General features: G+C 60.4%; 11 protein-coding genes. 7 read left to right on the top strand and 4 right to left on the bottom strand.

The annotated features are described in order from the left end of the window. Positions 1 to 57: 57 nt before the first annotated feature. Positions 58 to 813, bottom strand: a complete 756-nt coding sequence (locus HDG37_RS31375) for an SDR family oxidoreductase (RefSeq protein ID WP_184054447.1) — start codon at positions 811 to 813, stop codon at positions 58 to 60. A 537-nt stretch (positions 814 to 1350) separates the two neighbouring features. Between HDG37_RS31375 and HDG37_RS31370 the strand changes: the two genes are divergently transcribed. Continuing rightward, positions 1351 to 2556 (top strand): NAD(P)/FAD-dependent oxidoreductase, encoded by a 1206-nt coding sequence (locus HDG37_RS31370; protein ID WP_184054445.1) that lies wholly within the window; start codon positions 1351 to 1353, stop codon positions 2554 to 2556. A gap of 115 nt (positions 2557 to 2671) precedes the next feature. On the opposite strand, the gene HDG37_RS31365 is transcribed toward HDG37_RS31370, so the two are convergent. Continuing rightward, a complete protein-coding gene (locus tag HDG37_RS31365) occupies positions 2672 to 3172 on the bottom strand; it encodes an Ohr family peroxiredoxin (RefSeq protein WP_184054443.1) in 501 nt (166 codons plus the stop codon). Between the two features lie 568 nt (positions 3173 to 3740). Here HDG37_RS31365 and HDG37_RS31360 point away from each other — a divergent pair. From HDG37_RS31360 to HDG37_RS31335, 6 genes are all read left to right on the top strand, one after another. Next, positions 3741 to 4766 carry a LysR family transcriptional regulator gene (locus HDG37_RS31360; RefSeq protein ID WP_184054441.1) on the top strand — a complete coding sequence of 342 codons (1026 nt, stop codon included), beginning with the start codon at positions 3741 to 3743 and terminating at the stop codon, positions 4764 to 4766. A gap of 626 nt (positions 4767 to 5392) precedes the next feature. Continuing rightward, positions 5393 to 5893, top strand: coding sequence for a lecithin retinol acyltransferase family protein (locus HDG37_RS31355; RefSeq protein WP_184054439.1), 501 nt, complete (start codon positions 5393 to 5395; stop codon positions 5891 to 5893). 151 nt (positions 5894 to 6044) lie between these two features. Beyond that, on the top strand, positions 6045 to 7499 hold the full coding sequence (locus tag HDG37_RS31350; RefSeq protein ID WP_409260257.1) for an efflux transporter outer membrane subunit: 1455 nt from the start codon (positions 6045 to 6047) through the stop codon (positions 7497 to 7499). Positions 7500 to 7533: 34 nt separating this feature from the next. Continuing rightward, positions 7534 to 8847, top strand: a complete 1314-nt coding sequence (locus HDG37_RS31345; protein WP_184054435.1) for an HlyD family efflux transporter periplasmic adaptor subunit — start codon at positions 7534 to 7536, stop codon at positions 8845 to 8847. 105 nt (positions 8848 to 8952) lie between these two features. Continuing rightward, positions 8953 to 10503 carry a DHA2 family efflux MFS transporter permease subunit gene (locus HDG37_RS31340; RefSeq protein ID WP_184054433.1) on the top strand — a complete coding sequence of 517 codons (1551 nt, stop codon included), beginning with the start codon at positions 8953 to 8955 and terminating at the stop codon, positions 10501 to 10503. 31 nt (positions 10504 to 10534) lie between these two features. Continuing rightward, positions 10535 to 11146: a YbhB/YbcL family Raf kinase inhibitor-like protein gene (locus HDG37_RS31335; protein ID WP_184054431.1), complete on the top strand. Its 612-nt coding sequence runs from the start codon at positions 10535 to 10537 to the stop codon at positions 11144 to 11146. A gap of 91 nt (positions 11147 to 11237) precedes the next feature. Here the strand turns inward: HDG37_RS31335 and HDG37_RS31330 are convergent, their stop codons facing one another. Further along, the gene (locus HDG37_RS31330) at positions 11238 to 11753 is read right to left on the bottom strand and encodes an Ohr family peroxiredoxin (protein WP_184054485.1); all 516 of its coding nucleotides are present in this window, start codon (positions 11751 to 11753) and stop codon (positions 11238 to 11240) included. Positions 11754 to 12073: 320 nt separating this feature from the next. Next, positions 12074 to 13075 (bottom strand): LysR family transcriptional regulator, encoded by a 1002-nt coding sequence (locus HDG37_RS31325; protein ID WP_184054483.1) that lies wholly within the window; start codon positions 13073 to 13075, stop codon positions 12074 to 12076. Between the last annotated feature and the right edge of the window lie 32 nt (positions 13076 to 13107).

Here is a 13107-nt window from a genome sequence, read left to right as displayed (position 1 = left end):
ATCGATCACGGGGCGAAAGGAGCCGCCTGGTGGTCCATTCTGCTGGTGGATCCGCGGTCAGGCTCCTGCCTGCGAATGGCGGAGCCATTCGTCGAGACCGATGCGGCCGAGGCGCGCCTCGCCCAACGGCACGAGCGAATGCTCGTCGACCAGGCCGCCGAAGTGTCGGGCTTTGGGGTCTCTCACAACCTCACGCCGATCGCCGACGGCCTTCAGATAGCAGGCGATGATTTCGTTGAACGGTGCTCGTTGCGGGCCGGCGATCTCGACGATGCCGCCTCGCGGCGCCATGAGCGCCACATCGGCAACGATTGCAGCAACGTCATCCGCGGCGATGGGCTGGAACAGGCCTGGTGAAACCCTGATTACGTTTCGATCCGCACTTGACGCGGCGATGCCGCCGAGGAATTCCATGAACTGGGTGGAGCGGATGACGGTGTAGGGGATGCCGGAGGCCTTGATCAGCTTTTCCTGCGCAACCTTGGCGCGGAAATAGCCATTCTCGGGCGTCCGGTCGGTTCCGACGATCGATAGCGCGACATGATGCTGGACGCCTGCTGCCGCCTCCGCCGCGAGAAGGTTGCGACTTGAGGTCTCGAAGAATTCAAGCACTGCTTTGTCTTCAAACGATGGGGAATTGGCAAGGTCGATCACCACCTGCGCGCCGGCCACGGCTTCCTTGAGTCCCTCCCCGGTGATGCTGTTGATGCCGCTTCTGGGCGAGGCCGCGACGACCTCGTGCCCGTTCTGGCGCAGAATGGCGATCGACTTCGAGCCGATCAGACCGGTACCGCCGATGACGACGATCTTCATGGATTGCTGTCCTTTGTCGACCATTCGATATCCCGACTGGGCACGAATGCGGGTGAGGAAAAAGTCCGAGCGCATTTTGCGACTCTGCGGCGCGTTGACCACGCGCTACGCTGGTCAAGGCACGTCTTCATCTTAGGCGGGCGCCGCCTGTCGCGGTAGACGCGCAAACGGGCACACGGTGTTGCCCGACCGGCACCAATCAAGGACAGGCGCAAGGCCTTTTATCCGCTCGAATGCGCCGCGCTCTCACTGCGCATGCGATCTACTGACGAGTCTTGTTGATTGTTGTTGTCGAAGCAACACGGTGAGTTCGCTCGCGGGGCTACTGGCCCCCGATGTCCGAGTCTACGATCTGTCCTGACGGTGCGGCGCAAGCGATGTCTGCAATGTCGATTGGACACCCGGCAACCATCGTTCTTCGAGTCCGGGAATCATGCACAGTGATCTCGACACTCGCCGCTGAATTGAGCAGGCACCCGTTGCTATGAGTTCGGTGCTTATCGTCGACTTCGTAACTTTCAACCGAAGGCAATAATCATGTCGCAGAAAATCCTGATAGTGGGTGCCGGCTTCGCTGGAGTATGGGGTGCACTAGGCGCTGCTCGCGTGCTCGATGGTGCTGGCGTAAGGAACAGTGACGTTGAAATCACCTTGATTTCTCCGAAACCGGAATTACAAATCCGTCCGCGGCTGTACGAAAGCGAGCCGCAGCAGATGGCCGCACCGTTGCGGCCGCTGCTGGACGCAGTCGGCGTGAATTTTCTGGAGGGCAGTGTCGAACAGATCTCCGTTCATGACAAGACGGTGAGTGTCGTGTCGGCCAACGGGTCAACGCGGTCGTTCGCGTATGACCGGTTGTTGTTGACCAGTGGCAGCAGGTTGAACAGGCCGCCGGTTCCCGGTCTGACGGAGTACGCATTCTCTGTCGATCGCATCGAGGACGCGGTGGCTCTCGATAACCACTTCGCAGAACTGACGAAACTGCCGGATTCGCCGGCACGCAACACTGTTGCCGTTGTCGGGTGCGGCTTTACGGGCATCGAGGTCGCAACGGAATTGCCTAAGCGAATGCGTGGACTCTTTGGTGCCGACGCCGCGGTCCGTGTCGTCGTGATCGGCTCCCAGGGCGATATCGGTCCCGATCTTGGCCCGAATCCTCGGCCATATGTATCTGAAGCCTTTGAGTCGCTGGGCGTCGAGGCTATGCTTGGATCTGGCGTGGTGTCGGTCGATGCGGACGGAGTTCGCACGGCGTCGGGTACCCATATCGAAGCCATGACCGTGATCTGGGCGGGTGGAATGCGTGCCAGCTCACTGGCAGCGCAGGTATCGTCGCGTATTGACCCACTGGGACGCGTCGAGGTGACACCGGATCTGCGCGTGGCAGAAGCACCCGATGTATTTGTAGCGGGCGATGTAGCGCGTGCTCGGTGCGATGATGAGCATTATGCGTTGATGTCCTGTCAACACGCTATCGTGATGGGGCAATTCGGTGGGCACAACGTGGCAGCAGACCTGATCGGCGTCCCGACTCTGGAGTACAGGCAGCCGTTCTATGCGACGTGCCTCGACCTTGGCGAATGGGGTGCTGTTTACTCGGAAGCCTGGGATAGACAGATCAAACTGACGCACGCTGAAGGAAAGACGCGCAAACAGATGATCAACACGCAGTGGATTTACCCGCCAGCGCCGAACCGTACCGAAGCGTTGGCAGCGGGTAACCCGCAGGCTTCCCTCGGCTAGCCCGTTGGCGCCGCCCAAGCCTTTGCGGTGAGCGGATTGGGCCAGTCACGGGCGGCAGCGGCAATTAACGTTGTCAACAGACAATCAGCGCTGCTGCCGCACGCAGCGCGCCGACTCAGTCAACAACGGTCACGATATTGACAGTCCCCTGTCTGGCCATCTTTGCGTACGGGCACAGGCGTTCCGCTGTTCGAACCATCTCTTCCGCCACGCTTCGGTCAACGCCAGGCATCCGGACCCGCAGATCAATGACCAATGCGTAGCCTCCATCCATGGGATCACGACCGAACGAAACCTGCACCTCCACGACGGTATCGTTGACTTCCATTGCCGCGCGTTTCCCGATCAGGTTTAACGCGCCGTGAAAACACGCGGCAAAGCCCGCCGCGAACAACTGCTCGGGATTGGTTCCATCACCGGGCCCGCCGAACTCCGTGGGCAGCCGCAGTTGCACGTCAAGATTTCCGTCATCTGACCGGGCTACACCAGACGCGCGACCGTGCCCCGTCTCGCCGCCGGAAACGGTGACTGTGGTTGTGTACAGTGGCTGAAAATCCCGGCCCCGATACCTGTCGAGGAGGGAAAGCGGGGGGGCTTGCAGCTTCTTGTCGTCCATCGTGTGGTCTCGAGTTTAGTGATGCGCGTTCCGGCTCCCGATCGTCAATTCGAGCAATTGCATGGAGCGAACGATCGTATGTTAAATGAGGCGTCCTCCCGCTCACCCCGATTTCTGTCAGGCGGCGAGACAACGCCGCCCTCATGGTAGAAGAGCGCGGATGGTAATGGTAGCGTCATGCGGGAAGACATGATGTTTCCAGTTTGGCACCAATCCAAACGTCCACACCAAAGTGAAGGTTGCCTGGACCCATACCGACCGGCTGGATGAGAGCGGCCGCATTCAGCAATTTGCTTGCAACACGCGAGTGCTACACTGCTACGGGCCAGCTTCAGTGTGACGGCGCGACATGTGGAATGCGGCCGCCTCGTTAGGTTTCCGTGGCTGCCCGCAGGCGGGATGAGACAGAGCGGAATACGAAGTACCTGTAAGGAAATCCTGACAGGGGAATCCTGATAGGGAAATCCTGATGGCCTTTAATGGAATCGCCGATAGCTGTCCCGCCCGAGGCTAATGCTGGCACCTCGAAAAACTCACCCGTTCATGTGTCAGTAGTGGGGGGCCATCAGTGGATCAACCGGATACATCCCAACGAGGCTTTCGCATTGGCTTGCCCAATAGCGCCGACGCCTTGTCGACCTGTTTTGCAACGAGCTACGCTGGGATCATCGCGTTCATGGCGGTCGCGACCGAGGGAAGCTTCGCCAAAGCTGGGGAACGATTGGGGATCGGACGCTCGGCTGTCTGTCGAAATGTTCAAAAGCTCGAAATGCAGCTGAGCACTCGTCTGTTTTTTCGCACGACAAGGACCACAAACCTGACGCAGGAAGGCGAAAGGTTCTTCGAGAACTGCAACCAGGGCGTGACCCATATCGTCGAGGCCATGAACGACATGCTGGACCTCCGCCAGGGTCCACCTCGTGGCTTCATTCGAATCCGCTCGACAGTTGGATTCGGACGCAAGGTCGTTGCTCCGTTGCTTTTCAAATTTTCCGAGGTCTACCCGGATATCGCGGTAGATCTGAGCCTCGATGACAAGCCAGCCGATTTCGCTGCGGAACAGATCGATGTCGCGTTTCGCGACGGGTTCATCGAGGACTCCAGCATTATTGCCAAACAGTTGATTCCAATGCAGTTGATACTGTGCGCGTCCCGCGCCTATGCCGAACAGCGCGGGATGCCGTCTACGTTGGAAGACCTGGCGCGGCACGACTGTATCAATTTGAGACTTGGCGGTCGCGTCTCTGAGTGGGATTTCAAGATCGACGGCCACGCGCGCAAATATTTGCCAACCGCCAGATTGACTCTCAATGATGCAGATCTGGTGTTGCAGGCAGTTCTCGAAGGTCGTGGAATTGCGCAAATGCCGGGATATCAGATATCTGATTACATCGCGCGCAATGAGCTCGTTATGGCCTTGAGGCGGTATGTGCCGGACGATCGGGGCCACTACATCTGCTATTTGTGCCGACAGAACTTGCCGTCACGCATTCGCGTGTTGGTCGATTTCATGACGGAGGAGATTCGGGCACTCAACCCGCTTTGTCTGGGAGAATTCAATCCGGACTATTTGCAAAGCGGGCGTCAGGCGTGACGCTATTGCGGTCCAACGGGGAATCTTGGTGCACCCTCAAAATGCTGCGTTGAAGGCCGCAGTTCTTCTGTATCGTCGCGCTGCATAAATGTTCAACGTAGCAGCTGCAATCCCATCGCGATGCCGGCATGTCGAACGAAAATTGCCGTCCGACAGCGCGCTTGCGTGGGCGTCCCTCGTTGAGTCTGCAAATCGGGCTGTCCATTTACATCTTCGTCCCGAGCGAGCCACGGCCGACGAGGCCGCGCAGCCTCACTGACATCAGAAGCAATACCGCCGCCGCACCTATTGGTGTCTACGCGACAACAGTGAGTGTTCTGGTGCGTATCTACCAAGGTGAGGACTCGCCACCTACTATTCCGACATGGCTTCGTGATCGAATCGATTGAGTTGAAGGTCGTTGAGGTCGTTAGCGGAGAGTGCCATGTTTCGTCTCGGATCTCTGTCGATGTTGGTAGCCTGGATCATGCTATCCGCAATCAGTGTCGGACTTGCAATTGCCGTCTCGTTCAGCGGCATTTTCTGAAATCTGATATCGGCCTTCCGGATCGCGATCTTCCGTAGCCAGCGAGGTATGGGATCTGGAAGATGCGGCTCGAAAGGCGATATGACATCGGCGGCTCGCCATGGAAACTCCTTCTATTGATTGGCTCGTCGTTTCGCGGAAGTCGACCAGCACAGAATGCACTATCGCAGTTGGCGACCATCTCGTTAGTGAGCGTGACGGCTATACACACCACGGAATTTATGCGGGGAATGGGAAGGTTATTCACTATGGGGGCTTTCATCGTTGCGCGAAACGGCGCCCAATTGAATATATTTCTTTGCACGGCTTTGCAGCAGGAAAAGGATTAAAAGTTCAGCATGAACCAGACGCCATATATACCGGCCTCGATGCCGTGCAGAGAGCCAGATCTCGGCTCGGCGAAGACCGGTATCAGTTGCTGACCAATAACTGCGAACACTTCTGCACATGGTGTCTGCTAGGTGTCGGGCGCAGTGAGCAGGTACGGCAATGCTTGAGGAATCCGTGGACTGGTATCAAGACGCTTTTTTCGCTCGCGAAGGCGGAATGCATTCCTTCCGTCACCGCGCGAAGCCGCCTCGCCGGGACAGTCGCGGTGTAGGTGGCGCCGCAGACGCAGAGGTCGCGTCGGACGTGCACCGTGAGTTTTTCGAAGAACTCTTTTACTCAACGATCTGACAGGTCAGAAAATGAGCATTCAGTCACACACGGAACGGCGCGCATCACGCGCGCTGAAGCTGGGTGTCCCGGCGATGTTAGCGACTGTGCTGTCGGCGTGCGTGAACTACGCCGGCATTCACAGCGACGCGAAAATGGCCGATCCGCAACAGTATGCGACGCAGCAAAGCCTTCCCGCCGAACGAGGTCATTGGCCTGGCGCCAATTGGGCCGATCAGTTCGGCGACGCGCAATTGCAGGCGCTGATCGACGAAGCGTTGCAAAGCAACCCGACGCTCGACCAGGCGCATGCCCGCATTGCGTCTGCGTCGGCATACAGCGAAACGGCGAAGGCGGGCACGATGCCGCGCGTCGACGCGAGTTATTCGCTCACACGTCAACAGTTCTCGAATGCGACCTACTTGCCGCCCCCATTCGGTGGCTCGTGGCAGACCGAGAACAAAGGCCTGCTGAGCGCTTCTTATGACCTCGATCTGTGGGGCAAAAACCGCGAAGCGCTGAAAGCGGCAATCTCGCAGCTTCAGGCAAGCAAGGCCGACGCGGAAATCGTCAGGCTGACTCTGACGACGTCGATTGCGCGCACCTACAACCAGCTCGCGCGTCTGTATGCGTTGCGCGATATCGCGCAACAGGAAATCGCGGAGCGCGAGCAGATCGACCGGATTACAGCTCGCCGCATCACGATGGGCCTCGAAACGGAAGTCGAACGCAAGACTGCGCAGGCCAATCTTGCAACGAGCCGCGCTGCGCTGAAATCGTTCGATGGGCAGATCCTGACGACGCGTTATCAGATCGCCGCGCTGCTCGGTGCGGGTCCCGACCGCGGCCTGCAGATCGCACGACCGACGCCAGGTGTTGGCGACGACGTGCGCCTGCCTGACAACCTGCCCGCCGATCTCGTCAGCCGCCGTCCGGAGATCGTCGCTGCGCGCTGGCGGGTCGACGCGATGACCCACGGCGTGAAGGAGGCGAAGGCCGAGTTCTATCCCGACATCAACCTGAGCGCCGCGATCGGGTTCGACGCCTTCGGCTTCGGCCGCTTTCTGACGGCGGCGAGCCGCACGGCATCGGTCGGTCCGGCAATCCATCTGCCGATCTTTGACGCAGGCGAACTGCGTGCGCAACTGAAGGGCCGCTATGCCGACTTCGACTACGCCGTCGCGACCTACAACCAGGCGCTCGTCACAGCGTTGAGCGAAGTCGCGACGCAGCTCGCCGACGTGCGTTCGACGGAGGCGCAGCTTATCGATGCCCAGACCGCGCAGGATGCCTCCCGTAAAGCCGCCGAACTGGCGCTGGTGCAATACAAGGCCGGTCTCACGAATCAACTGACCGTCTTGAACGCCGACATCAACGCACTTTCCGCCAATCAGAGCGTCGCGAATTTGCGCATGAACCGCCTCGACCAGCAGATCGCGCTGGCTTCCGCGCTGGGCGGCGGTTTCGTCGACACGTCGAACGCAGACTCAGCAGCAGCGCCGCGCGCCGACGCGTCCGCAGCCAACCCGCCTGTCGTCGCCGCGCGCTGAGCGGCTGCCTACCGAATCTGTCTGGAGACTTGAAATGAGCGAAATCGATGCAACGGAGCGCCAGGAAACCCACCCAGCGAGCGCGAAACATGATGCGGCACCGACGAAAACTTCTGTTGCAAACGAAACCAGCGCACGCAAGCGGAAGGCGCTCCTAGCGCTGCTCAGCGTGGCTGTCGTCGTGTCGGCGGCGGCGTATGGCACGTATTACATGACCATTGCGCGCTACCATGAATCCACCGACGATGCGTACGTCAGCGGCAACCTCGTGCAACTGACGCCGCAGGTGGCGGGCACCGTCGTCGCTGTGAATGCAGATGATACGCAGATCGTTAAAGCGGGCGACCCCGTCGTTACGCTCGACAACGCCGATGCGAAAGTTGCCCTCGACAACGCCGAAGCGTTGCTGGGGCAGACGGTGCGGCAGGTGTGCAGCCTGTACGTGAACAACGAATTCTATGCAGCGAACGTCACGCAGAAGCAGTCCGACCTGGCTCGCGCGCAGGACGATCTGCGCCGCCGCCAGAGCGTCGCCGATATGGGCGCCGTGTCGGCCGAAGACATCGCGCACGCGCGCGACACCGTGACAGCGGCGCGGGCTGCGCTAGACGCTGCGCGTCAACAGGCAGAAGCCAACCATGCGTTGACCGACCGCACGACGATCGAACAGCACCCGAACGTGCAAGCCGCCGCGTCGAAAGTGCGCGATGCGTATCTCGCGTATGCACGCAACACGTTGCCCGCGCCCGTCACAGGCTATGTCGCGAAGCGATCGGTGCAGGTCGGCCAGCGCGTGTCGCCGGGCACGCCGTTGATGGCGATCGTGCCGCTCGATGGCGTGTGGGTCGACGCGAACTACAAGGAAAGCCAGTTGCGCAACATGCGCATCGGTCAACCCGTCACGCTGACGGCCGATGTGTATGGGGGGAAGGTGCAGTATCACGGCCAGCTCGTGGGCTTCTCGGCGGGCACCGGCAGCGCATTCGCGAGCTTGCCGGCACAGAACGCGACGGGCAACTGGATCAAGATCGTTCAGCGTCTGCCTGCGCGCATTCGGCTCGATCAGAAGGAACTCGAAGCGCATCCGCTGCGCATCGGCCTGTCGATGGATGTCGATGTGGACACGCGTAACAACACGGGCCGTCAGCTCGGCGCGGCGATGAACACGTCGTATCGCACGGATGTGTTTGCGGAATACGGTGCCCATGCAGATGCGGAGATAGCGAAGATCATTGCGCAGAACATTGTTCCTTTGCATTCGGAGTCCGCGGGCAACGCCGTATCGTCGATGTCTTCCGCAAAGCACGACCCGAGCGGCAAGAGCAGCGCCAGGCAGCGCGCAGGCTGAATCGCACCCCGGGGCGCGTCTCGCCGTCGCGTTTCGGTTGATTCAATCGTCGGAAAGGCCGGACGACTATGCCGCGCCTGTCGAATCCTTCAGACTGGAAGCGAGATGAATTCCCCAACGCAACTTGCACCGCCGCCGTTGACCGGCGGAAAGCTGGTTCTCGCGACGATCGCCGTCGCGCTCGCGACGTTCATGAACGTCCTCGATTCATCCATTGCCAACGTTGCAATTCCGACCATCTCGGGCAACCTCGGCGTATCCGTCGACGAAGGCACTTGGGTCATCACGCTTTTCTCGGCGGCCAATGCCGTCGCGATTCCCCTGACGGGTTGGCTCACGCAGCGTGTCGGCCAGATCCGGCTGTTCGTGGCTGCGATCGTGCTGTTCGTGTTCTCGTCGTGGTTGTGCGGCGTCGCGCCGAACCTGATCGTGCTACTCGCCGCGCGCGTATTGCAGGGCGCCGTCGCGGGCCCGTTGATTCCGCTCTCGCAGGCGATTCTGCTCGGCTCGTATCCGAAGGAAAGAAGTTCGACGGCGCTCTCGCTGTGGGCGATGACGGCGACAGTTGGGCCGATCGCGGGTCCTGCGCTGGGTGGCTGGATCACCGACAGCTATAGCTGGTCGTGGATCTTCTACATCAACATTCCTGTGGGCCTGTTTGCCGCCGCCGTGACCTGGGCGATCTACCGTGACCGCGACTCCCCCACGCGCAAGCTTCCCATTGACAAGATTGGCCTGCTCTCGCTGATCGCATGGGTCGCGTCGCTGCAGATAATGCTTGACAAGGGCAAGGATCTCGACTGGTTCAACTCGCCTGCAATCTGCACGCTCGCCGTCGTCGCCGCGATCAGCTTCCTGTTCTTTCTGATCTGGGAATTGACGGAGAAGAATCCGATCGTCGATCTTCGCCTTTTTGCGGGACGCAATTTCCGCGGCGGCACCATTGCGATTTCGGTCGCGTACGCGGTGTTTTTCTCGAACCTCGTGATCTTGCCGCAGTGGATTCAGGGCTATCTCGGTTATCGCTCGGTGGACGCGGGTCTCGTGACGGCGCCGCTCGGAATCTTCGCCGTGCTGCTCGCGCCCGTGATGGCGAAGATCATGCCGAAGTCGGATGCACGGGTGCTCGCGACACTGGCCTTCCTTGGCTTTGCAGGCGTGTTCTTCATGCGCTCGCATTACACAACAGGCGTCGACGTTTATACGCTGGTGCTGCCGACGCTGCTGCAAGGCATTCCGATGGCGCTTTTTTTTACGCCGCTTACCGCGATCATCCTGTCGGGGTTGCCACCCGACAAGATTCCGGCGGCCGCCGGTCTGTCCAACTTCGTGCGCGTGTTCGCGGGCGGCGTCGGCACGTCATTGATCTCGACGGGCTGGAACAACCGCACGATCCTCCACCATGCGCAACTTGCTGAACAGTCCAGCGTGAACAACCCCGACTATATGAGCGCCATCTCGAACCTCCACGCGACGCTCGGCGGCGGCCTGGATCAGGCCACCGCATTTTTCGAGCACTCGCTGACGGCGCAGGCTGCGATGCTCGCGCTGAACGATATCTTCTGGCTGTCGTCAATGATCTTCGTTGTGATCATTCCGCTGGTTTGGCTCACCAAGCCCGGCAAGGGCGGCGGCGGGGCGGCGGCTGCTCATTGATTAACACCATTTCACATACGCGAGGCATTCGATGAAGCTGCTCTACCGTCTTTTGTCTGCCACAAGCCTGTCCATCCTTCTGGCTGCGCCGGCTATGGCGCAGCCGTCGACCAACTTCAGGCTATCGAGCCCCGACATTGTTCCGGGCGGTACCATCGGTAACAAATTCGTGCTCAACGGTTTCGGCTGTAGCGGGGAAAACGTGTCGCCCGCACTCGTCTGGAAAAATGCGCCGGCAGGGACGCGCTCGTTCGCACTGCAGGTATACGATCCCGATGCGCCGAGCGGTAGCGGCTGGTGGCACTGGACGGTCTACAACATTCCGGCAGCCGTTACACAACTACCGCGAGGTGTCGGCAACGATCCGTCACGGCTGCCCGCAGGGGCCAATCCAGGCATGAACGACTTCCAGGACACCGGCGCGACAGGAGCCAACGGTAACTATGGAGGTCCCTGTCCACCGGTGGGCGACAAGCCCCATCGTTATGTTTTCAGGCTATATGCGTTGTCGGTTGATGATCTCTACGCCGCAGCAGGCATTCCGAAGACAGGTACCGCTGCCTTGCATGGCTTTGCGCTGAACAAGGCGTTGGGTGGCAAGGTGCTCGGCAAGGCGTCATTTACCGCCTACTACGGCCGGTAAGGTACGACCGCAGCCGGGACTGCGCCCGGTCGCGGCGACCGAACCGATGTTGTTCATGCTCAGCTTTCCTCGGGACCTCAAGCACGCGGCGCTATGAGTTGCTGCCGCCATCCGGCGGCACAAGGGCGACGATGTTCTGGATTCCGTGCCGTGCCATCTTGGTGTAAGGACAAAAGCGTTCCGTGTTGCGCACCAGTTCCCCGGCGACGGCGCGCTCGACACCAGGCAAGCGGACGCGGGTCTGCGCCGTCAACATGAACAAGCCATCGATCGGGTCGCGGCCGAAATCGACGGTGACGTCCACGGAGGCCCCGGGAATCGGAATGCCCGAGCGCGCTGCAAGCAGACTCAGCGCGCCATGAAAGCAGGCCGCGTAACCGGCCGCAAACAGTTGCTCCGGATTGGTGCCGCCTCCAGGACCACCCAGCGCCTTCGGCATGCGCAATTCGACGGCGAGTTGGCCGTCATCGGAGCGTGCAGTGCCCGACGCACGTCCGTGGCCCACGTCGCCGCCTGTTACGGTGACCGTGGTCGAATACAGCGTTTGCGCGTCTTGCCCGGAATACTTGTCGAGCAATGTCAGCGGCGGTGGACGCAATGTTGTCATGGTGCGCCTCGTGAGTGTTTGCCGCTTGTTGCGCTGCATGCGGTTCTACTGCCGATGAGTTCCGTGCCACCAATCACGACAATTCTCACGATGTCTCTCCATGAGCACGTGCGCGGCTGCCAAACCGCTGGCAAGTTTTGGAATCGCGCGTGCTTCATATGGCATATATGCTGTGCGGTGTTTTGCGGGACTGGCCGCGATTAGCGTGCCGTCTGTACAGGAAACATGTTAGGCATGCGCGACGACATGCGGTAGAGTCGTCGAGGGATCCGTCGTGTTGCATCGGAAACATCAGTCGACGCAGCGGGTTCCGAGCGTCGTCATTCGACTGCGGATAACGTCGTCATGGTCGTCATGCACTGCAGGTCGAGTGCTCTGGTGTGCTCGGTCATGTAGTCGATGAACACACGGATTCGGGCCGGAAGATGCTTGCGGCTGAGATAGCAGAGGTAGTGGCCGCCGTCTTCTGGTGCATGCTGCGCGAGGCAAGGCACGAGTTTGCCGTTGCCGATCAGATCGCAAACCTGATAGGCCGGCAACTGCGCGATGCCCACCCCGTCGAGCACCGCCTGCAACATCAGATCCTCGTCGTTGAATGTGTGTAGCGCGGCAGGCTGGCACCGCTGCGTGAGGCCATCGACCTTGAATTCCCACGCCCGGACGCGGCCCAACGCCCCCCGGAAGTTGACGCACCGATGATCCGCGAGTTCACTGACACGGCGCGGCAAGCCGTGCATCCGCGCATAAACGGGCGACGCGCAGACGATCATCTGCATCGGGATCAGTTGCCGCGCTATGATTCCGCTGTCCTCCATGCGCCCTTCGCGAAACGATACGTCGACGCGATCGGCAGTGAAATCGGCGGGCCGATCGTTCAACAACAGTTCCAGGGTGATCTCCGGATATTTGATGTGAAAGCCTCGCAGCAGCGGTGCGACAATCTTGCGGCCGAAGCCGGGCGTCGAGCCGATGAGTAGGTGGCCGCGCGGCGGCCCGTTACGCAGCTCCCGCATGTCTTCCAGCGCTTGCGCAATGCGCTCCATACCGGGCTGGCAGTTCTCATAGAACAGTTCGCCCTCGCGGGTCAGCGACGTACTACGTGTGGTGCGCAGGAAGAGACGCGTGTCGAGCTGGGCCTCGAGTTTCTGCACGTTGCGGCTAACCGACGAACGGCCGATGCCAAGGCGATCGCCCGCGCGAGCGAAGCTGCCTTCGCTGACAACGGCCAGAAAAGAAACGACGCCCGCGCAACTGGTCGCAAATCGGCTTGCAAACGGATCGTCGACACCAGCGGCGGGGCAGCGTGATGGAAAAACAGACATGGGAAGGCGGGTCGGGGAGTCCATACACTAGG

It is taken from the genome of Paraburkholderia sp. MM5384-R2 (genome assembly GCF_014201025.1).
Classification (GTDB): Bacteria; Pseudomonadota; Gammaproteobacteria; order Burkholderiales; family Burkholderiaceae; genus Paraburkholderia; species Paraburkholderia tuberum.
This window is presented reverse-complemented; position numbering and strand designations above follow the sequence as displayed.

Bases quoted from the DNA above. Each gene is read 5' to 3' on its own strand.
- HDG37_RS31375 (WP_184054447.1), bottom strand. From the start codon at position 813: ATGAAGATCGTCGTCATCGGCGGTACCGGTCTGATCGGCTCGAAGTCG.
- HDG37_RS31370 (WP_184054445.1), top strand. From the start codon at position 1,351: ATGTCGCAGAAAATCCTGATAGTGGGTGCCGGCTTCGCTGGAGTATGG.
- HDG37_RS31365 (WP_184054443.1), bottom strand. From the start codon at position 3,172: ATGGACGACAAGAAGCTGCAAGCCCCCCCGCTTTCCCTCCTCGACAGG.
- HDG37_RS31355 (WP_184054439.1), top strand. From the start codon at position 5,393: ATGGAAACTCCTTCTATTGATTGGCTCGTCGTTTCGCGGAAGTCGACC.
- HDG37_RS31350 (WP_409260257.1), top strand. From the start codon at position 6,045: ATGTTAGCGACTGTGCTGTCGGCGTGCGTGAACTACGCCGGCATTCAC.
- HDG37_RS31345 (WP_184054435.1), top strand. From the start codon at position 7,534: ATGAGCGAAATCGATGCAACGGAGCGCCAGGAAACCCACCCAGCGAGC.
- HDG37_RS31340 (WP_184054433.1), top strand. From the start codon at position 8,953: ATGAATTCCCCAACGCAACTTGCACCGCCGCCGTTGACCGGCGGAAAG.
- HDG37_RS31335 (WP_184054431.1), top strand. From the start codon at position 10,535: ATGAAGCTGCTCTACCGTCTTTTGTCTGCCACAAGCCTGTCCATCCTT.
- HDG37_RS31330 (WP_184054485.1), bottom strand. From the start codon at position 11,753: ATGACAACATTGCGTCCACCGCCGCTGACATTGCTCGACAAGTATTCC.
- HDG37_RS31325 (WP_184054483.1), bottom strand. From the start codon at position 13,075: ATGTCTGTTTTTCCATCACGCTGCCCCGCCGCTGGTGTCGACGATCCG.